General features: G+C 72.4%; 16 protein-coding genes. 4 read left to right on the forward strand and 12 right to left on the reverse strand.

The genetic code is table 11. From position 1 onward, the window contains the following. Window positions 1–26 precede the first annotated feature (26 nt). Window positions 27–1,472 (reverse strand): diaminobutyrate--2-oxoglutarate transaminase family protein, encoded by a 1,446-nt coding sequence (locus ACF06X_RS10580; RefSeq protein WP_392286821.1) that lies wholly within the window; start codon window positions 1,470–1,472, stop codon window positions 27–29. Between the two features lie 320 nt (window positions 1,473–1,792). On the opposite strand from ACF06X_RS10580, the gene ACF06X_RS10585 reads away from it, so the two are divergent. Next, window positions 1,793–2,968 (forward strand): trypsin-like serine peptidase, encoded by a 1,176-nt coding sequence (locus ACF06X_RS10585; protein WP_392286822.1) that lies wholly within the window; start codon window positions 1,793–1,795, stop codon window positions 2,966–2,968. A gap of 231 nt (window positions 2,969–3,199) precedes the next feature. After that, window positions 3,200–4,360 carry a trypsin-like serine peptidase gene (locus tag ACF06X_RS10590; protein ID WP_392286823.1) on the forward strand — a complete coding sequence of 387 codons (1,161 nt, stop codon included), beginning with the start codon at window positions 3,200–3,202 and terminating at the stop codon, window positions 4,358–4,360. Between the two features lie 103 nt (window positions 4,361–4,463). Here the strand turns inward: ACF06X_RS10590 and hflX are convergent, their stop codons facing one another. The 6 genes from hflX to miaA all read right to left on the reverse strand — a co-directional run bounded on the left by hflX (window position 4,464) and on the right by miaA (window position 12,545). Continuing rightward, a complete protein-coding gene (gene hflX / locus ACF06X_RS10595) occupies window positions 4,464–5,957 on the reverse strand; it encodes a GTPase HflX (protein WP_392286824.1) in 1,494 nt (497 codons plus the stop codon). 119 nt (window positions 5,958–6,076) lie between these two features. Then, window positions 6,077–7,570 carry a M1 family metallopeptidase gene (locus ACF06X_RS10600; RefSeq protein ID WP_392286825.1) on the reverse strand — a complete coding sequence of 498 codons (1,494 nt, stop codon included), beginning with the start codon at window positions 7,568–7,570 and terminating at the stop codon, window positions 6,077–6,079. 88 nt (window positions 7,571–7,658) lie between these two features. Continuing rightward, complete coding sequence (locus ACF06X_RS10605) at window positions 7,659–9,791, reverse strand: RelA/SpoT family protein (RefSeq protein WP_392286826.1); 2,133 nt, start codon at window positions 9,789–9,791, stop codon at window positions 7,659–7,661. A gap of 139 nt (window positions 9,792–9,930) precedes the next feature. After that, on the reverse strand, window positions 9,931–10,830 hold the full coding sequence (gene dapF, locus ACF06X_RS10610) for a diaminopimelate epimerase (protein ID WP_392286827.1): 900 nt from the start codon (window positions 10,828–10,830) through the stop codon (window positions 9,931–9,933). 203 nt (window positions 10,831–11,033) lie between these two features. Next, complete coding sequence (locus ACF06X_RS10615; RefSeq protein WP_392286919.1) at window positions 11,034–11,498, reverse strand: hypothetical protein; 465 nt, start codon at window positions 11,496–11,498, stop codon at window positions 11,034–11,036. A gap of 108 nt (window positions 11,499–11,606) precedes the next feature. After that, a complete protein-coding gene (gene miaA, locus ACF06X_RS10620) occupies window positions 11,607–12,545 on the reverse strand; it encodes a tRNA (adenosine(37)-N6)-dimethylallyltransferase MiaA (RefSeq protein ID WP_392286828.1) in 939 nt (312 codons plus the stop codon). A gap of 182 nt (window positions 12,546–12,727) precedes the next feature. Here miaA and ACF06X_RS10625 point away from each other — a divergent pair, with 182 nt between their 5' ends. Both ACF06X_RS10625 and ACF06X_RS10630 read left to right on the forward strand, forming a co-directional pair. Beyond that, complete coding sequence (locus tag ACF06X_RS10625) at window positions 12,728–12,997, forward strand: hypothetical protein (RefSeq protein ID WP_392286829.1); 270 nt, start codon at window positions 12,728–12,730, stop codon at window positions 12,995–12,997. Window positions 12,998–13,049: 52 nt separating this feature from the next. Next, the gene (locus tag ACF06X_RS10630) at window positions 13,050–13,304 is read left to right on the forward strand and encodes an antitoxin (RefSeq protein ID WP_392286830.1); all 255 of its coding nucleotides are present in this window, start codon (window positions 13,050–13,052) and stop codon (window positions 13,302–13,304) included. A gap of 103 nt (window positions 13,305–13,407) precedes the next feature. On the opposite strand, the gene ACF06X_RS10635 is transcribed toward ACF06X_RS10630, so the two are convergent. The 5 genes from ACF06X_RS10635 to ACF06X_RS10655 form a co-directional block, all read right to left on the reverse strand. Then, window positions 13,408–14,115 (reverse strand): class III extradiol dioxygenase subunit B-like domain-containing protein, encoded by a 708-nt coding sequence (locus tag ACF06X_RS10635; protein ID WP_392286831.1) that lies wholly within the window; start codon window positions 14,113–14,115, stop codon window positions 13,408–13,410. 29 nt (window positions 14,116–14,144) lie between these two features. Next, window positions 14,145–15,665, reverse strand: a complete 1,521-nt coding sequence (gene miaB / locus ACF06X_RS10640) for a tRNA (N6-isopentenyl adenosine(37)-C2)-methylthiotransferase MiaB (protein WP_392286832.1) — start codon at window positions 15,663–15,665, stop codon at window positions 14,145–14,147. 65 nt (window positions 15,666–15,730) lie between these two features. Beyond that, window positions 15,731–16,426 carry a HisA/HisF-related TIM barrel protein gene (locus tag ACF06X_RS10645; protein ID WP_392286833.1) on the reverse strand — a complete coding sequence of 232 codons (696 nt, stop codon included), beginning with the start codon at window positions 16,424–16,426 and terminating at the stop codon, window positions 15,731–15,733. Further along, complete coding sequence (gene pdxA / locus ACF06X_RS10650) at window positions 16,398–17,471, reverse strand: 4-hydroxythreonine-4-phosphate dehydrogenase PdxA (protein WP_392286834.1); 1,074 nt, start codon at window positions 17,469–17,471, stop codon at window positions 16,398–16,400. The genes ACF06X_RS10645 and pdxA overlap by 29 nt, the downstream gene beginning before the upstream one ends. Next, on the reverse strand, window positions 17,468–18,742 hold the full coding sequence (locus ACF06X_RS10655; RefSeq protein WP_392286835.1) for a four-carbon acid sugar kinase family protein: 1,275 nt from the start codon (window positions 18,740–18,742) through the stop codon (window positions 17,468–17,470). The genes pdxA and ACF06X_RS10655 overlap by 4 nt, the downstream gene beginning before the upstream one ends. Between the last annotated feature and the right edge of the window lie 30 nt (window positions 18,743–18,772).

Genomic DNA, 18,772 nt, shown 5'->3' on the forward strand with positions numbered 1-18,772 from the left:
TGAGGGTGTCCGGCTTCGGTCCGGAATCAGTGGGACGGTCCGGTGTCGTTCCGGAGTCGCGCGTCGTGCGCGGGCGGACCCGGGCGGTGGGCGCGCTCGGCGGCGGCCAGGGCGTCGGCGAAGCGGTCGAGGACGGCCTCGGCCTGCTCGTCGCTGAGGGTGAGCGGCGGCAGGAGCCGGACGACTCCCGAGTGGCGGCCGCCGAGTTCGACGATGAGGCCGCGGTCGAGGCACGCGCGCTGGACGGCCACGGCGAGGGCGGGGTCGACCGGTGGGGCGAGGGCGTCGGGGTCGTCGGTGTGGGGCGCCACGAGTTCGACGCCGATCATCAGCCCGCGGCCGCGCACATCGCCGATGCAGGGGTGGGCGGCGGCCAGGCCCTGGAGGCGGCCGAGCATCCGTGCGCCGAGGGTGGCCGCGCGGTCGGCGAGCCGGTTCTCCCGTACGTACGCGAGAGTGGCGGCTCCGGCGGCCATGGCCAGCTGGTTGCCCCGGAAGGTGCCGGCGTGGGCGCCGGGCTCCCAGGCGTCGAGTTCCGACCGGTAGACGATGACCGCGAGCGGGAGGGAACCGCCGATGGCTTTGGAGAGGACCATGACATCGGGGACGATGCCGCTGTGTTCGACGGCCCAGAAGGCGCCGGTGCGGCCGACGCCGGTCTGGACCTCGTCGGCGATGAGCGGGATGGAGCGGGCGGCGGTGATCGCCCGCATCCGGCGCATCCAGGCGTCGGGGGCGGGGATGACACCGCCCTCGCCCTGGACGGGTTCGAGGATCATGCCGGCGGGGGTGGTGACACCGCTCTTGGGGTCGTCGAGGAGGCTCTCGGTCCAGCGCGCGGCCAGTTCGGCGCCGCGTTCGCCGCCGACGCCGAAGGGGCAGCGGTAGTTCTGCGGGTAGGGCAGCCGGGTGACCCGTACGTCCGTCGCGCCTCCCGAGGCGTCGAGGGCCCCGGCGGTCATGCCGTGGTAGGCGCCGGTGAAACTGAGCAGCCCGCTGCGGCCGGTGGCCGTGCGGACGAGTTTGAGGGCGGCCTCGACCGCGTCCGTCCCGGCGGGTCCGCAGAACTGGATGCGGGCGTCGTCGGCGAACGCCGGGGGAAGGGTGGCGAACAGTTCGGTGGTGAAGGCGTCCTTGACCGGGGTGGCGAGGTCGAGGACGTGGAGGGGGGCGCCGGAGTCGAGGACCTTCTTGATGGCTTCGAGGACCACCGGGTGGTTGTGTCCGAGGGCCAGCGTGCCGGCGCCGGAGAGGCAGTCGAGGTAACGGCGGCCGTCCGCGCCCTCGATGGTCAGTCCCCGGGCTCGTACGGGGACGATCGGCAGTGACCGGGCGTAGGTGCGCGCCGCCGATTCGCGCAGGGACTGGCGGCGGAGGATGCCTTCGAGGGCACCGCCCCCGGCTGCGGTCCGATCCGCTGGGCGGGCGGGCGCGGCCGACGGTACGGCCGGAGCTGGTTCGGTCACGGCCACGGCTCGGTGTCCTCCCGCTGTAACAGTTGCGTTGCACATCGGTACGTTGCTCGACCGTGTGAACGGCGCCTCTGAACGCTGCCTTCCTGTCCCCCGTACGTACCAACGACGAGGGCTGCCAAGGATCACGGGAGAAACCAAGATCCTTGGAGTGGCGGGGATCACGGGCAGGCAACGGCTGCGCGGGGGCCGGAACCGCGGACCTGCCTCGTACCGTCCCCTCCGGCACCGGCATAGTGGGGGCCGCACTTCGGCGCCGGTCCCGGCGCCACCACCGTTCACTCATGCACAAGTTGACGTAGTCCCAGGGGGATCACGAGATGCGATCGATTCGTCCGCTGCTGGCCGCGGCAGCCGCCGTCGCGGCGTTGACGCTGACGGCGACGGGCTGCGGCCCGACCGAGGAGAACGCGGGAGACAAGCCCAGCGCGCCCGCGATCCCGTCCGCCGGCGACAAGATCACTATTCCGGACGATCTGAAGGACCGGCTCAAGGAGCACGGGATCGATCTGGACAAGTGGCGGAACGGCGAGTGGAAGAACTGGGACCGCGACAAGTGGCTGCGTGAGGCCAAGGACTACGTCAACCCGATCATCGAGGACCTCTGGGACCCGGACCGCATGCGGGACGCCCAGCGGCCCGACAAGCCGGTCGAGGAGGAGGACATCTCGGGCGACGAGGGTGTCACCGACCCGACCCCCGCGCCCGTGAAGGCGAAGGGTGTGCCGGCGCCGTACCACTCCAGCGCCCCCGAGGCGGGCAAGGTGTTCTTCGACGGGCCCGAGGGTTCGATGGTCTGCTCGGCCACGGTCGTGAAGGACCCGGCCAACCCGGGCAGGTCCAACATGGTCTGGACGGCCGGTCACTGCGTGCACGCCGGCAAGAAGGGCGGCTGGTACCGCAACATCGCCTTCGTCCCCTCGTACAACGACCGCGCCCTGCCGACCGCGCAGCTGGAGAACGCGACGCGGGAGCAGGTCGCTCCGTACGGCGTGTGGTGGGGCGACTGGGCGCAGACGTCCGAGCAGTGGATCGCGGAGGGCGCGACGACCGGCGGTCAGGGCGCTCCGTACGACTTCGCGGTGATCCACGTGACGCCGGAGAAGGGCAGCACGGGCAAGTCGCTGGAGGAGACGGTCGGTTCGGCGCTCCCGGTGGAGTTCGCCGCGCCGGCGGTGTCGAAGATCGCGAACATGACGGCGACGGGGTACCCGGCGGGTCCGCCGTTCGACGGCCAGAAGCTGTTCCAGTGCCAGGACAAGCCGGGCCGGCTGTCGGTGAAGGCGGCACAGCCGACGATGTACCGCATCGGCTGCACCATGACCGGTGGTTCGTCCGGCGGTGGCTGGGTCGCCGCGGGGCGAGACGGGAAGCCGGCGCTGGTCTCCAACACCTCGATCGGCCCGGTGAAGGCCGGCTGGCTGGCCGGTCCGCGCCTGGGCGACGAGGCCAAGGGCATCTACGACGAGGTCAGCAAGAAGTTCGCCGGCCGCTAGGCGTTTCGCGTCCGGCCGTGAGCGGCCGGACGGATCCGGCGCGTGCGGCCGGACCGCTCCGGCACGTGCGATCGGGCAGCTCCGGCACGTGCGATCGGGAGGCGGGGCCCGTCGGGTCCCGCCTCCTTCCTACGGGCATACTGTGCACCGCTAATGACGCGTCCATGGCAAGCATTTCTTAGCACTTCTTGCGATGCCCGGACGCGAGAACATCCCAGGGGGATCTCACACATGCGTTCCGTACGACTCCTGCCGGCCTTCGCCGCCTTGGGCGCGACGCTGGCCCTGACGGCCACCGCCTGCGGCCCGACCGAGACACCGGCGGCCGACAAGCCCTCGGCGGAGGCCAGTGCCTCCGCCACCGGCGGCGGCGGAGCCGCCCTTCCGAAGGACCTCGCCGACAAGCTGAAGAAGCACGGCGTCGACCCCGACAAGTGGAAGGACGGCGAGTGGAAGAACTGGGACAAGGACACCTGGCTCCGTGAGGCCGAGGACTTCGTCAACCCGGTGATCGAGGGGCTCTGGGACTCCCGGCGCATGCAGACGGCCAAGAGCCCGGACCAGACGATCGCCACCACGGCCGGCGCCGGCGGCAGCGACCCCGTGCCGCGGCCCGTCCAGGCCCAGCGCGAGAAGACGCCGTACCACCGCAACGCGGCCCCGGTCGGCAAGATCTTCTTCGACTCGCCGCAGGGCCACATGGTCTGCTCGGGCACGATCGTGAAGGACCCGCGCCGGCCCGGCAGGTCCAACATGGTCTGGACGGCCGGCCACTGCGTCCACGCCGGTCAGCGCGGCGGCTGGTACCGCAACATCACCTTCGTCCCCGCCTACAACGACCTCGGCAAGTCGCCGGCGGCGCTGCGCAACGCGCAGCCGCACGAGGAGGCGCCCTACGGCCAGTACTGGGCCGACTGGGCCGTCACCTCGGGCGAGTGGATCAACCGCGGCGGCACGAACGCCGCGTGGCCGTACGACTACGCCGTCCTGCACGTGCAGCCGGAGCGCGGCAAGAAGTCGCTGGAGGAGACGGTCGGCGCCGCGCTGGCGGTCGACTTCTCGGCTCCGACGGCCGCGCAGGCCGGGACGATCGGCGCCTGGGGCTACCCGTCGGCACCTCCGTACAACGGTCTGATCATGCACAAGTGCCTCGACCGTGCGAGCCGCATGACCACGACGCCCGCCACGCCCACCATGTACCGCATCGGCTGCACCATGACCGCCGGCTCCTCCGGCGGCGGCTGGTTCCGCGCGCTGCCGAACGGCAAGACCGTGCTGGTGTCGAACACCTCGATCGGCCCGGCCGGCGGCAACGGCTGGCTGGCCGGCCCGCAGCTCGGCAGGGGCGCGAAGGACGCGCACGAGATGGTGAGCAAGAAGTTCGCCCGCTGACCGAAGGCCCCCGACCGGCCTCAGGTCACCGCATGCGGAAGGCCCCGCCCCTCGACGAGGGGCGGGGCCTTCCGCATGAAGCGGATGTCCGAGCGGAGAGCCGTCAGTGCGCGGCCGGAACGAACGGCATCAGGAACGCCGCCAGCTCCTCGTGCACGCGCGCCTTGAGCAGCGTGCCCTCAGGCGTGTGCTCCTCGGAGAGCACCTCACCCTCGGCGTGCGCCCGCGAGACGAGACCGCCCTGGGTGTACGGCACGAGTGCCTCGATCTCGACCTGCGGCCGGGGCAGCTCGGCGTCGATGAGCAGGAGCAGCTCCTCGATGCCCTCGCCCGTACGCGCCGAGACGGCGATGGCGTGGCGCTCGGCCCGCATCAGCCGCTGCAGCACGAGCGGGTCGGCCGCGTCCGCCTTGTTGATGACCACGACCTCCGGCACGTTCACCGCGCCGACGTCGCGGAACACCTCGCGCACGGCCGCCAGCTGCTCCTCCGGAGCCGGGTGCGAGCCGTCCACCACGTGCAGGATGAGATCGGAGTCACCGACCTCCTCCATGGTGGAGCGGAACGCCTCGACCAGGTGGTGCGGCAGGTGCCGTACGAACCCGACGGTGTCGGCCAGCGTGTACAGCCGGCCGCTCGGGGTCTCGGCCCGGCGCACGGTCGGGTCGAGGGTGGCGAACAGTGCGTTCTCCACCAGCACGCCCGCGCCGGTCAGCCGGTTGAGCAGGGAGGACTTGCCGGCGTTGGTGTACCCGGCGATGGCGACCGACGGCACCTTGTGACGGCGCCGCTCCTGCCGCTTGATGTCGCGGCCGGTCTTCATGTCCGCGATCTCCCGGCGCATCTTCGCCATCTTCTCGCGGATCCGACGCCGGTCGGTCTCGATCTTGGTCTCACCGGGGCCACGGGTGGCCATGCCGCCACCGCCGCCGCCACCCATCTGACGGGAGAGCGACTGACCCCAGCCTCGCAGTCGCGGCAGCATGTACTGCATCTGCGCGAGCGCGACCTGCGCCTTGCCCTCTCGGGACTTGGCGTGCTGGGCGAAGATGTCCAGGATCAGGGCGGTCCGGTCGACCACCTTCACCTTGACGACGTCTTCGAGGGCGATGAGCTGGCCGGGGCTGAGCTCGCCGTCGCAGACGACGGTGTCGGCGCCGGTCTCGACCACGATGTCCCGCAGCTCGCGCGCCTTGCCCGATCCGATGAAGGTGGCCGGGTCCGGCTTGTCGCGGCGCTGGATCACGCCGTCGAGCACCAGGGCACCCGCCGTCTCGGCGAGAGCCGCCAGCTCCGCGAGGGAGTTCTCCGCGTCCTGAACGGTCCCCGAGGTCCATACGCCGACCAGCACCACGCGCTCCAGGCGCAGCTGCCGGTACTCGACCTCGGTGACGTCCTCGAGCTCGGTGGAGAGGCCCGCCACGCGGCGCAGAGCCGCGCGCTCGGAGCGGTCGAACTGATCGCCGTCCCGCTCCCCGTCGATCTCGTGGCTCCAGGCGACGTCCTCTTCCATCAGGGCATCGGCCCGAAGGCTCTCGGTGCGGCTCGTCTCGGCGAAGCTCTGCTCGTCCTGGGAAGGGGAAGAAGAGGAGGTCATTGGATCCTTACGTCGATAGGAAAGTCGTTACGTCGATCACAACGTGTGACGGCACCGAAGAATTCCCGGGCCGGCCGCGGCGTCGACCTGACGATGGTGACACGGTCGGCCCGGGCCCGTCACCCCGGTTTCGCGGCGCTCGGGGCGGCCGTGGCCGGCTGGCTGCGCCAGTCGGGGTGGCCGGGCATGGCGGGCGTCTTCCGGGCGTACAGCCAGCCGGCGAAGAACGAGGTGAGGTCGCGCTCGGCCACCGCGGAGGCCAGGGCCGTGAAGTCGGCGGTGGAGGCGGTCCCGTCGCGGTGCTCGCTCACCCAGCGGCGCTCCAGAAGCTGGAAGGCGTCCTTGCCGATCTCCTGGCGCAGCGCGTACAGGACCAGGGCGCTCCCGTCGTACACGACCGGCCGGAAGAGGCTGATCTTCTGGCCGGGCTTGGGGGGCTCGGGGGCCGCCGGAGGGCCGCCGGCGGCCCTCCACCGGTCGGATGCGGCGTACGCCGCCTTCATGCGCCGCTCCAGGGACTGCTTCGCGGTCTCCTCCGCGTACAGCGCCTCGTACCAGCTCGCGTGCCCCTCGTTGAGCCACAGGTCGGACCAGGTGCGGGGCGAGACGCTGTTGCCGAACCAGTGATGGGCCAGCTCGTGGACCATGATCGAGTCGACGTACCACTCGGGGAACGCGGGCTCCGTGAACAGTCTTCTCTCGAAGAGAGACAGGGTCTGGGTCTCCAGCTCGAAGCCGGTGTCCGCGTCCGCGACGAGGATGCCGTACGTCTCGAACGGGTACCGGCCGACCTGGCGCTCCATCCACTCCAGGTGGCCCGGGGTGCGCTTCAGCCAGGGCTCCATCAGCTCACGGTCGGCGGTCGGCACCACGTCCCGGAGGGGAAGGCCGTGGGTTCCCGTCCGGTGGACCACGGTGGTGCGCCCGATGGAGACCTGGGCGAGCTCGGTGGCCATCGGGTGTGCCGTGCGGTAGATCCAGGTGGTGGTGGCGCCGGCCGTGGTCCGACCCGCCGGCAGACCGTTGGCGACGGCTGTGAGGCCGCTGGGGGCGGTGATCCGGAAGGTGAAGTACGCCTTGTCGGCCGGGTGGTCGTTGGACGGGAAGACCCGGTGGGCGGCGTCGGCCTGGTTCGCCATGGCGAGGCCGTCGCCGGTGCGGACCCAGCCGCCGGAGGCGGCGGATCCGCCGGGGTCGCTGGTGTGGGCGACCTCGATGGTCAGGGCCTCGCCCTCCTCGGTCTCCCGGGCCGGCGTGATCACCAGGTCCTCGCCGCTGGTCACGAACTCGGCCGGTTCGCCGTCCACGGCGACGGAGCGGACCTTGCCGTGCGTGAAGTCCAGGTTGATCCGCTCCAGGTCGGCGGTGGTGAGCGCCTCGATCCGGGTCACGGCCTCGAGCGGGCGGGTGTTCTCCCCCTGATAGGTGAAGGCGATGTCGTACGAGAGGACGTCGTAACCCGGGTTTCCGAGGTGGGGGAAGAGGGGGTCCCCGATGCCGAGCGGCGCGGGCGCGAGGAGGGCGGCGGCGACGAGCCCGGCCGAGGCGGCGACCAGGACGGCGGAGCGCATCCACCGCGCGCGTGGGGAGGGATGACGGGGTGTGAGCGGCATGAGCTACGGCTACCAGTGCGCCCCGCGCTCCCCCGGGCGGCGCGCTCGCCGGCCACTCGAAGGGGGCACGGCCGGGTGCCCGCCGGAGTCAGTCCTCCTGGGACGCCGGGCGCCGGGCGCGGCTCACGTCGTAGACACCGGCCACGTCCCGCATGGCGCGCATGAGAGCGGGCAGCCCTGCCGCGTCCGGGAGTTGGAGGGTGTAGGTGTGCCGGACCCGCTGCTCGACGGGCGGTTCGACGGTCGCGGAGACGACGGCGACGCCCGCCGCGGCGATGGCCTCGGTGAGGTCCGCGAGGAGCCGGGGCCGGCCGAAGGACTCGGCGACGAGCGTGACGCGGCATTCGGCGGTGTCGCCCCAGTGGACGGTGACGGGTTCGCGCCCGAGCCGTCTCATGGTGTCGACGGCGGTGCAGCCGGTGCGGTGGACGGTGACGGACCCGCCGCGCACCTGGAAGCCGGTGATCTCGTCCGGGGGTACGGGGGTGCAGCAGCCCGCCGGCCGTACGGCGGTGGCCGGGGTGCCCGGCAGGTCGGCGAGGAGCCTGGCGCCGGAGCGGCGGTCGGCGGTGACGGAGGAGGGCGGCCGGGGGGCGGCGGAGGGCGCCTTCGCGGTCTCCGGGTGCGCCTGGAGCCATGCCGTGATCGCGATGCGCGCGGCGGGTGTACGGGCGTGCTCCAGCCACTCGGGGGACGGCCCGGAGGCGGTGTCCTGGGCCAGGAGCAGCTGCACGGTGTCGCCGTCGTTCAGGACCGTGCTGAGCGTCGCCAGGCGCCCGTTGACGCGTGCGCCGAGGCAGGCGTGCGCGGCCTCGCCGTGCTGCGCGTACGCGGCGTCGACGCAGCTCGCCCCGGCGGGCAGGCCGAGCGTCCCGCCGTCGGCGCGGAAGACGGTGATCTCCTGGTCCTCGGCGAGGTCCGCGCGCAGCGAGGTCCAGAAGGTGTCGGGATCGGGGGTGGCCTGCTGCCAGTCGAGCAGTCGGGAGAGCCAGCCGGGGCGGGTGGGGTCGGCGCGCTCTCCGTCCTCGGCCGGTTCGGCGGCGCCCTCCCCCGTCGCCGCGGGGACGTACGGGTTGCCGAGGGCGACGACTCCGGCCTCGGCGACCTTGTGCATCTGGTGCGTACGGATGAGGACTTCGGCGACGGCGCCGTCGGGGGCGGCGACGGCGGTGTGCAGCGACTGGTACAGGTTGAACTTGGGCGCCGCGATGAAGTCCTTGAACTCGGAGATCACCGGCGTGAAACAGGTGTGGAGCTCGCCGAGGACCGCGTAACAGTCGGCGTCCTCGCCCACGAGGACGAGGAGGCGGCCGAAGTCGCTGCCGCGCAGGTCGCCGCGCTTGAGCCGGACGCGGTGGACGGAGACGAAGTGCCGGGGTCTGACGAGGACTTCGGCGGCGATGCCCGCCTCGCGCAGGACGGCCGAGACGTGTTCGGCGATGGCGGCGAGCGCGTCGCCCGCGCCGGTGTTCTCGGCGATGAGGGCGCGGGTGTTCTCGTACTCCTCGGGGTGGAGGATCGCGAAGACGAGGTCCTCCAGCTCGGTCTTGAGCGCCTGGACGCCCAGCCGTTCGGCGAGCGGGATGAGGACGTCGCGGGTGACCTTGGCGATCCTGGCCTGTTTCTCGGGGCGCATCACCCCGAGGGTGCGCATGTTGTGGAGCCGGTCGGCGAGTTTGATCGACATGACCCGGACGTCGTTGCCGGTGGCGACGAGCATCTTGCGGAAGGTCTCGGGCTCGGCGGCTGCGCCGTAGTCGACCTTCTCCAGCTTGGTCACGCCGTCGACCAGATAGGCGACCTCGTCGCCGAACTCCTCGCGGACCTGATCGAGGGTCACCTCGGTGTCCTCCACGGTGTCGTGGAGGAGGGAGGCGGTCAAGGTCGTCGTCTCCGCACCGAGTTCGGCCAGGATGAGGGTGACCGCGAGCGGATGGGTGATGTACGGCTCGCCGCTCTTGCGGAACTGGCCGCGGTGCGAGGACTCGGCGAGGACGTACGCCCTGCGCAGCACGGCCAGGTCGGCGTCCGGGTGATGGGCGCGGTGGGCCTCGGCGACGTGCCCGATGGCGTCGGGCAGCCGGTCCCTCGTGGTGGGACCGAGCAGAGCGGCACGGCCCAGCCTGCGGAGATCGATCCTCGGACGGGCGCGCCTGCGGCTGGGAGCGTCGGGGCCCGTGGCCTCCGCTGCGTTCACAGGATTGGTGGCCTCTGCACTCATGGGCACCTCCGGCGGCGTCGACCGGCGGTGAGCGGGCAAGGCGTGCCCGCCGGGCCGGTGCTTGATGCTACCGACCCCACCACGTGGCGCAGTCGCGCTCTCGCCCAGCGTGAAACGGATCACCCATTCGAGGGAACGATCAGTCGTTGACTGTTTCGATTTCTCCGTCGGCGAGCCACGAAGGGTCGATCGTGCCCTCGGCGACGATCACGGCCGGGCCGGTCATCTCGATCTCGCCGTCGGGGTGCTCGGTGATGATCAGCGTGCCGCCGAGGACGTCGACGGTGTACGTGACGGGGGTGCCGGTCAGGGCGGGGTCGGCGCCGTCCCGGCGCGCGGCGGCCACGGCGACGGCGCACGCGCCCGTGCCGCAGGAGCGGGTTTCGGCGGCGCCGCGCTCGTGCACGCGCATGGCGACGTGGCGGGGGCCGCGGTCGGCGACGAACTCGATGTTCACGCCGTGCGGGTACACCTCGGCGGGGCTGTAGGGCGGCTCGGTGAAGAGGCTTCCCGCGTGGTCGAGGCTCTCCACGAAGGCGACGGCGTGCGGGTTGCCCATGTTCACGTTGCGGGCGGGCCAGCTGCGGCCGTCCACGGTGACGGTGACGCCGTCCTCGGGGAGCAGGGCGCGGCCCATGGAGACGGTGACGGAGCCGTCCTTGTCGAGGTGGACCCGCTTGACCCCGCCCCGGGTGGCGACGGCGACCTCGCCGGCGGTGACGTGGCCGGCGTGCTGCAGATAGCGGGCGAAGACGCGGACCCCGTTGCCGCACATCTCGGCGACCGATCCGTCCGCGTTGCGGTAGTCCATGAACCACTCGGCCTCGTCGGCCATGCCCCGGGCCTCGGGGTGGGCGGCACTGCGGACCACGTGCAGCAGCCCGTCGCCGCCGATCCCGGCGCGTCGGTCGCACAGCCGCGCGACGGCCGCGGCGGGCAGGTCGACGGCGTTGTCGGCGTCCGGAACGATCACGAAGTCGTTCTCGGTCCCGTGGCCCTTGAGGAAGGGGAGCGGCGAGGAGGTCTGCGTGCTGGTCACGGATCAACTCTACGGGTCGGGTCCGACAGCGGCCTCGACGGTCCACGGGGTGGGCGTCGAGGGGCTCAGGCCCAGGCCTCGGGGTCGGGCGTCGGGCGTCGGGCGTCGGGCGTCGGGCGTCGGGCGTCGGGCGTCGGGCGTCGGGCGTCGGGCGTCGGGCGTCGGGCGTCGGGCGTCGGGGGAGGCTGCCCGTCTGGTGGCCGTCAGCGGAGGCGGGCCACGCGCCAGACGGCCAGCGCCACCAGGAGCGCGCTGACGGAGACGTACAAGGCGATCACCCGCCAGTTCGGACGTTCGCCGGAGCCGCGGGCCGGCAGGCCGGGCCAGGTGTGGCCGACCTTGCGGGCGGCCATCATGCCCCAGCCGGCCGCGCAGCAGCTGATCAGAAGTCCCAGCATGGCGACGACGGCGCCGCCCTCGCCGGAACCGAAGGCGAGGGGGAAGGCGAACATCAGCGAGCCGACGGCGGCGAGGCCGACGATGGGCGCGAGCTGCCAGATCCGCAGGCGTCGCTGCGGCCGCAGTTCGACCTCGACCTCGCCGGTGTCGACCTCGACGGAGGTGCCTTCGGCGTCGTCGGGACCGTCCGGCGTCAAACCGGGCGCGTCACCCGCGCCTTCGCCGCGGACGGCGTCGTGCTGTTCTCTGTCGCGAGGGCCGGCCTCCATCGCCACGCGCCCTCCCAACTCGGACTCCACTTGGTCGATCGATGCTCGATGATGGCACGCCGAAGACCGCTGGAATGACGGGCGTGGCGTCCCGATGCCATCACGTGATCAGGCTGTGACCGCTCGTTCGACCAACGTCAGCGCCTCCCGGGGGAGTTCCCCCCGGTGGTCGGCGGCGCCGCTCAGCCAGTGGACCCGCGGGTCGCGCCGGAACCACGAGTCCTGACGGCGCGCGAAGCGCTTGGTGGCGCGTACGGTCTCCGCGCGCGCCTCGTCCTCGGTGCACTCCCCCGCGAGCGCGGCGAGGACCTGCTGATACCCGAGCGCGCGCGCCGCCGTGCGCCCCTCCCGCAGTCCGAGCGCCTCCAGCGTGCGCACCTCCTCCACGAGGCCGGCCTCCCACATCCGGTCCACGCGCGCGGTGATCCGTTCGTCGAGTTCGGGGCGCTCCACGTCCACACCGATCTGCACCGTGTCGTAGACCGAGTCCGGGCCGGGCAGGTTGGCCGTGAAGGGTTTGCCGGTGATCTCGATGACCTCCAGGGCGCGGACGATGCGGCGGCCGTTGCTCGGCAGGATCGCACGGGCGGCCTCGGGGTCGGCCGCGGCCAGGCGGGCGTGCAGAGCGCCGGAGCCCCGCTCCTCCAGTTCCGCCTCCAGGCGGGCCCGTACGGCAGGGTCGGTACCGGGGAACTCGAGGGCGTCGATGGCTCCGCGTACGTACAGGCCGGAGCCGCCGACCAGGACCGGTGTGCGGCCGGCGGCGAGCAGTCGGTCGATCTCCGCCCGGGCGAGTCGCTGGTATTCGGCGACGCTGGCGGCCTCCGTCACGTCCCAGATGTCGAGGAGGTGGTGCGGCACGCCGCCGCGCTCCTCGAGCGTCAGCTTGGCGGTACCGATGTCCATCCCTCGGTAGAGCTGCATCGAGTCGGCGTTGACGACCTCGCCGCCGAGCTGCTGGGCGAGGAAAACACCCAGATCGGACTTTCCGGCCGCTGTGGGACCGACGACGGCGATGACCCGCGGAGCGGGAGCTGCACTTCTCACCGCCCCAGTCTCGCAAACCTCTCGGCGGGTCCCCGAATGAGCGACGTGACGGCCCGCATCCGGGTTCGTTGCCAGTTGCGAGGTTCCGACCGCCGGTTTCCGTACCGGCTGCACCGGGTGGCGCAATGGGGCGCACCGGGCGCCGCGGGGCTTCTCCCACACGAGTACGCTATGGAGTGGAAATGGGCGTTTTTGCAATGTTTCGCCGCAAGGGCAAGGGAGCTGCCGAGGCGTCAACGGAGGAGGCCCAGGCCGTCACCCTGACGGGCGAAGCGGAGGGCGCGGAGGTTGCCACCGAGGCTCCCGACGCCGAGGCGGCGGAGGGTGCCGAGCGCGGGGAGACCGCCGCGGCGGCCGACGTGGTGGAGACGGCGGAGGCCGTGGAGATCCCGAAGCAGCAGTCGGCCGAGGAGGCCGCGGACAACGAGGCCGGCGAAAGCGCCCGGAAGTAGGTCCTGGACACAGGGCAGACGGCATACGGACTCACCGGAGGGAAGGTGACCCATGGGTCTCCTGGATTCACTGAAGGCCAAGCTCGCCCCGGCCAAGGAGAAGGTCTCCGACCTCGCCCAGCAGCACGGGGACAAGATCGACCACGGCCTGGAGAAGGCCGCGAAGCTGGTCGACGAGAAGACCAAGGGCAAGTACAGCGACAAGATCGAATCGGGTACCGGCAAGGCCAAGAACGCGCTGGACCGGATCGCCCACAAGGACGGCGACGCGAAGGGCGAAGGCCCGACGCCGCCACCGGCCGCCTGAGGCCCGGCCGCCTCACCTGAACGACCCTCCGCACGGCGGACGGCCGCGGAGCGCTTCGCTCCGCGGCCGTCCGCCGTTCCGCGTTCGTCGTTCGTCGTTCCTCCTACGACCAGGCGGCGACGATGTAGCCGACGCCGTAGGGGGCGTCCTCGTACAGGAGCCTGCCTTCGAGGCCCGCGTCTTCGGCGGCGCCGGCGAGAACCTGCCAGGGGGCCCGGCCGGCCGCCTTCAGCTCGTGGGCGAGTTCGGCGTCGATCGCCCGCAGGGCGTCCAGGTCCGCCGCGCCGAGTGCCCGGGCGGCCTCGGCGTCGAAGGGGGCGGCGCGCTCGTCCAGATAGCCGGGCGCCTTGAGGGTCCGGCAGGCCGATCCGTCGCCCATCACGAGAAGCGCCACGCGGTCGGCGGACGCGGCGAGCTCACGGCCCGTGGCGGTGCACCGGGCCGCCTCCAGCCGCTCCGGGACGCCGATTCCCTCGATCGGCTCGTCGGCCCAGCGGGCGCGGTCCAGCAGCCATGCGCCGACGGCGAGGGAGGCGGGCAGCGGGCGCTCTCCCGCCGGTCCGGCACCGAGCCGCACGGAGAGATCGACGCCGAAACCGGCGAAGCCTCCGACGGAACCGGCGGGGAAGGTCTCGACGGCGCCCCGGTCGGTGGGCCCGACGACGTACAGCCGGTCGGGCCTGGACGCGGCCAGGAGCCCGGTGGCGTCGGAACACGCCGTCCGCGCTCTGTCGAGCTCGTCGGCGGCCCCCGCAGCCACCTCGGGCACGAGCAGGGGTGGGCAGGGACAGACGGCTGCGGCGACAAGCATGATCCGCAGCCTACTGCGACGTCAGGCGGTCAGTGGCTTCCGCAGGCGGGGGCCACGGCCTCGGGAAGCGGCTCCGGGACACCGATCTTCGGCAGCCCCAGCAGGACCCCCGCCGGCTTGGCGGCGGCCGCGGTGGTGCGCTTCTCCCAGGCGTCGCCGGCGCGGGTACGGCGTACCGACGCCGTCGGGCCCTCGGCGAGCAGGTGGTGCGGGGCGGCGTACGTGATCTCGGCGGTCACCACGTCGCCGGGGCGGACCTCCTGCTCCGGCTTGGTGAAGTGGACGAGCCGGTTGTCGGGGGCCCGACCGGAAAGCCGGTGCGTGGCGCCGTCCTTGCGGCCCTCGCCCTCGGCGACCATGACCTCCAGCGTCCGGCCGACCTGCTTCTTGTTCTCCTCCCAGGAGATCTCCTCCTGGAGGGCGACGAGACGTTCGTAGCGCGCCTGCACGACCTCCTTGGGGATCTGCCCGTCCATCTCGGCGGCGGGGGTGCCGGGGCGCTTGGAGTACTGGAAGGTGAAGGCGTTGGCGAACCGTGCCTCGCGGACCGTGTGCATCGTCTGCTCGAAGTCCTCCTCGGTCTCGCCCGGGAAGCCCACGATGATGTCCGTGGAGATCGCGGCGTGTGGGATGGCCGCCCGCACCTTCTCGATGATGCCGAGGAAACGCTCCTGCCGGTACGAGCGGCGCATCGCCTTCAGGACGGTGTCCGAACCCGACTGCAGCGGCATGTGCAGCTGCGGCATGACGTTCGGCGTCTCGGCCATCGCCGCGATGACGTCGTCCGTGAAGTCACGGGGGTGCGGCGAGGTGAAGCGGACGCGCTCCAGTCCCTCGATGTTCCCGCAGGCGCGCAGCAGCTTGGAGAAGGCCTCGCGGTCGCCGATGTCGGAGCCGTACGCGTTGACGTTCTGGCCGAGCAGGGTGATCTCGGAGACGCCCTCGGCGACGAGGGCCTCGATCTCGGCGAGGATGTCGCCGGGGCGGCGGTCCTTCTCCTTGCCGCGCAGGGCCGGGACGATGCAGAAGGTGCAGGTGTTGTTGCAGCCGACGGAGATCGAGACCCAGGCGGCGTACGCGGACTCGCGGCGGGTCGGCAGCGTGGAGGGGAAGGCCTCCAGCGACTCGGCGATCTCGATCTGCGCCTCTTCCTGGATGCGGGCGCGCTCCAGGAGGACCGGCAGCTTGCCGATGTTGTGGGTGCCGAAGACGACGTCGACCCAGGGGGCCTTCTTGACGATGGTCTCGCGGTCCTTCTGCGCGAGACAGCCGCCGACGGCGATCTGCATGCCGGGGCGCGTGGTCTTCATGGGAGCGAGCCGGCCGAGGTTGCCGTACAGCTTGTTGTCGGCGTTCTCGCGGACGGCGCAGGTGTTGAAGACGACGACGTCGGCGTCACCGTCGGAGCCCTCGGGGGCTCGGACGTAGCCGGCGTCTTCCAGCAGACCGGAGAGCCGCTCGGAGTCGTGGACGTTCATCTGGCACCCGTAGGTGCGCACTTCGTAGGTTCGCTGGACGTCCACTGCCTGGCTCCGGTCGCTGCTGGTCATGGGACAAGGGTATGCGGTGCCCGGTGCTCGCCCCGCCCCGAGCCGTCCCCCGCCCTCCGCGCCCGTCAGCGGGTGGCGGCGGCCGCCGCCTCGACGGCGGTGGCGAGCTGGGACAGGAGGGTGCCCGCGTCCGGCCGGAGTGCGCCGCCGAAGGCCGCGGAGCCGATGGTGAAGGCGTCCGCACCGGCGGCGGCGAGGGCGGCTATCTGCTCGGCGGTCGTGATGCTGCCGGCCACCACAAGGCGGCCGGTGGTGGCGGCGCGGGCGGCACGGACGAGGTCGAGCGGGTCGGCGTCGACGGCCCGGTGGGCGAGGAGGTCGACTCCGGCGCAGCCCGCCGCCTCGGCCCGGCGGCAGTCGGCGGCGATGCGCGCCGGGTCTCCGGCCAGGCGGGTGGGGTGGCCGTGCGGCCCGCCGGCGAAGGGGAGGTACTCGATGCCCGTGCCGGCGAGCAGGGTGAGCGTCTCCTCGATCCAGGTGCCGCCCATGAGCCGGTCGACGCCGAGGTCTACGGCGGTTTTCACCGAGGCGAGTGCCTCGTCACGCGTGGTGCTGACCACTTCGAGGTAACTGGTGGCGCCCATGTCCTTGATCCGCCGGTGGAGCCGGGCGAGTGTTCCGTGATCGACGCCGACGTCCTTGAACCCGATGTGGCCGATGTGACCGATGTGACCGGTGGCGAGCTGACCGACGGCGTCGAGGACGTCGAGGCAGTCCGTGACGGTCCTGTCGTCACGGGTGAGCATGAAGATGAAGTCCACAAGGGTCCTCCGGGTCGTGAGCTGTTGCCGGGGCGGGGGCCGGGGCCGAGGCCGAGGGGCGGGTCGCGGCCAGTTCGTCGGCGTGGTGCAGGGCGGTGAGGAGGCTGGTGTGGTCGGCGGTGCCCTGGCCCGCGATGTCGAAGGCGGTCCCGTGGTCGACGCTGGTGCGCACGAAGGGCAGGCCGATGGTGATATTCACGCCCTGTTCCAGGCCCAGGTACTTGACGGGGATCAGCCCCTGGTCGTGGTACTGGGCGACGACGGCGTCGAACTCTCCGGCGCGGGCCCGCATGAAGACCGTGTCGGCGGGCCAGGGTCCGCTGGCGTCGATGCCTTCACGCCGGGCGGCTCGGACGGCCGGTTCGAGGATGTCGAGGTCCTCGCGTCCGAAGAGGCCGTTCTCCCCCGCGTGCGGGTTGAGGGCGGCGACGGCGATGCGCGGACGGGCACCGGCCGCTCCGCCGCGCGCGAGGGTGCGGTGGGTAAGCCGGATGATCTCCAGCTCGCGGGCTGTCGTGAGCGAGTCCAGAGCCGTACGCAGCGACTGGTGGACGGTGACGAGGACGACCCGGAGGTCGTCGTTGGCCATCATCATCGCGTAGTCCCTGGTGCCCGAGAGCTCGGCCAGGATCTCTGTGTGCCCCGGGTAGGGCAGTCCGGCCAGTCGCAGCGCCTCCTTGCTGATCGGTGCCGTGGTGAGGGCGCGGATCTCGCCGCGGAGCGCGAGCTCGATGCCCCGGCGCACGTACCGGAAGGAGGCGGCACCGGCGCGGGCGTCCACCGTGCCGAGCGTCAGGTCGGGTGGCAGCGCCCCCTCGGCATCGGTGAGGACCTCCAGCACACCGGGTGCGGGGGCGGCGTCGGCGATCGAGGCGACGGGCCGCACGGTCAGTTCCGTGCCGGTCGTGCGGCAGGCCCGGGCGAGGGTGGCCGGGTCGCCGATGACGACGACGGGAACCCGGCGCCGCGGGTCCGCGTACGCCTTGACGGTGATCTCGGGCCCGATGCCGTTCGGGTCGCCCATGGTGACGGCGATGGGGTTCACGCGTCGCCTCCCGTTCCCTGACCGGTGTGATCGGTGCCGCCTGCGGTGAGGAGCCGGCACAGCCGGTCGAGCGTCGTGCGGTCACCGAATCCGCCCGCCTTGATCAGGACGGGGAGGGTCGGCGGGCCGAGCAGCAGGCCGCGGGCGACGCCGGGCTCCGGCTCGTCGTACAGCTCGAGGCCGGCCGTTCCGAGCGCTTCGAGCACCATGACGGCGGTCTCCCCACCCGTCAGGACCAGCCCGTCGACCGCCCCGTCAGACACCAGTTCCCGCACCACCCGGGCGAGGTCGCGCGAGAGCGTGTCGGAGGCGGCGGGAGCACGGCGCCCGTCCGGGGTGTGGACCACCAGGATCGGCGCGGAGGTTCGCCGCAGGAGGTCGACGGCCGCGGCGGGGTCGTCGCTGTCCGCGCAGGCCACGCCCTGCCGTGCGCGCAGCGGTTCCAGTTGGCGCCGGGACGCGGGATGCGCGCTGCCGACGGCGATCAGCGGGCGGTGGACGGCGGGCAGGCGGGGTGGCGCGGCGGCGGGGGTACGGGGATGGCGACGGGCCAGGGCCGCGGCGAGCCCCGGAGAGCCGACCCAGAGCACGTCCCCGGGCCGGGGGACCGAGGAGACCAGGCGGTCGAGATCGGCATCGGTGGCGGCCGAGCAGACGAAGAGGCCGCCCTTGCCGATCAGGTCGGGCAGCCGCCCCAGCTCGTCCGGTTCGACGACGGCGGCTTCCGGCAGGAGGTCCCTGAGATCCGAGGTGCGCACGGGATGCGCCGGGTCGCGCGCGAAGTCGGTCTCGTGCACCGGCACACCATGGACGTGCTGGACGCCGCGCACCGTGGTCCGGCCCTCCGCGGGGAAGGCGGGGGCGATCACGACGGACCGCCGCCCCGATCCCGCGTGCGCGGCGCGGATCTCCGCCGCGAGATGGCCCCGCAGCGTGGAGTCGACCGTCTTCAGGAGCAGTCCGGCGCCGGCGAACGCCCGGGCGGCCCGCTCCGTCCGGCGCACGGCCTCCGCCTCCGCCAGCAGCCGGCTGCCGAGATCGACGGCGATCACACCCTCGGCCCCGTGCGGGGAGGTCTCGGGAGTCCCGTCGGCCTCGGGGGTTGGAGGAATCCCCGGAGTCCCAGGTGTGTGGAGCAGGGCGCGGGCCCGATGGCCCGCTCTGCGGAACGGCGCCGCCCCGTCGCCCGCACTGGTCAGGTCGTCCGCGAGGACGGCGACGCTCGCCACGGAATCGGCCCGTGCGGCTGCCTGGTCCTCAGCCGCCGACATACACATACGCCGCGAATCCAGCCTCATGCC

Origin of the sequence: Streptomyces sp. NPDC015346, assembly GCF_043078785.1 — a bacterium.
Lineage (GTDB): Bacteria > Actinomycetota > Actinomycetes > Streptomycetales > Streptomycetaceae > Streptomyces.

What these genes read in the sequence shown, in the direction of transcription:
- ACF06X_RS10585 (WP_392286822.1), top strand. Translation starts at nt 1,793, where the DNA reads ATGCGATCGATTCGTCCGCTGCTGGCCGCGGCAGCCGCCGTCGCGGCG.
- ACF06X_RS10590 (WP_392286823.1), top strand. Translation starts at nt 3,200, where the DNA reads ATGCGTTCCGTACGACTCCTGCCGGCCTTCGCCGCCTTGGGCGCGACG.
- hflX (WP_392286824.1), bottom strand. Translation starts at nt 5,957, where the DNA reads ATGACCTCCTCTTCTTCCCCTTCCCAGGACGAGCAGAGCTTCGCCGAG.
- ACF06X_RS10600 (WP_392286825.1), bottom strand. Translation starts at nt 7,570, where the DNA reads ATGCCGCTCACACCCCGTCATCCCTCCCCACGCGCGCGGTGGATGCGC.
- ACF06X_RS10605 (WP_392286826.1), bottom strand. Translation starts at nt 9,791, where the DNA reads ATGAGTGCAGAGGCCACCAATCCTGTGAACGCAGCGGAGGCCACGGGC.
- ACF06X_RS10615 (WP_392286919.1), bottom strand. Translation starts at nt 11,498, where the DNA reads ATGGAGGCCGGCCCTCGCGACAGAGAACAGCACGACGCCGTCCGCGGC.
- ACF06X_RS10625 (WP_392286829.1), top strand. Translation starts at nt 12,728, where the DNA reads ATGGGCGTTTTTGCAATGTTTCGCCGCAAGGGCAAGGGAGCTGCCGAG.
- ACF06X_RS10630 (WP_392286830.1), top strand. Translation starts at nt 13,050, where the DNA reads ATGGGTCTCCTGGATTCACTGAAGGCCAAGCTCGCCCCGGCCAAGGAG.
- ACF06X_RS10635 (WP_392286831.1), bottom strand. Translation starts at nt 14,115, where the DNA reads ATGCTTGTCGCCGCAGCCGTCTGTCCCTGCCCACCCCTGCTCGTGCCC.
- miaB (WP_392286832.1), bottom strand. Translation starts at nt 15,665, where the DNA reads ATGACCAGCAGCGACCGGAGCCAGGCAGTGGACGTCCAGCGAACCTAC.
- ACF06X_RS10655 (WP_392286835.1), bottom strand. Translation starts at nt 18,742, where the DNA reads ATGTCGGCGGCTGAGGACCAGGCAGCCGCACGGGCCGATTCCGTGGCG.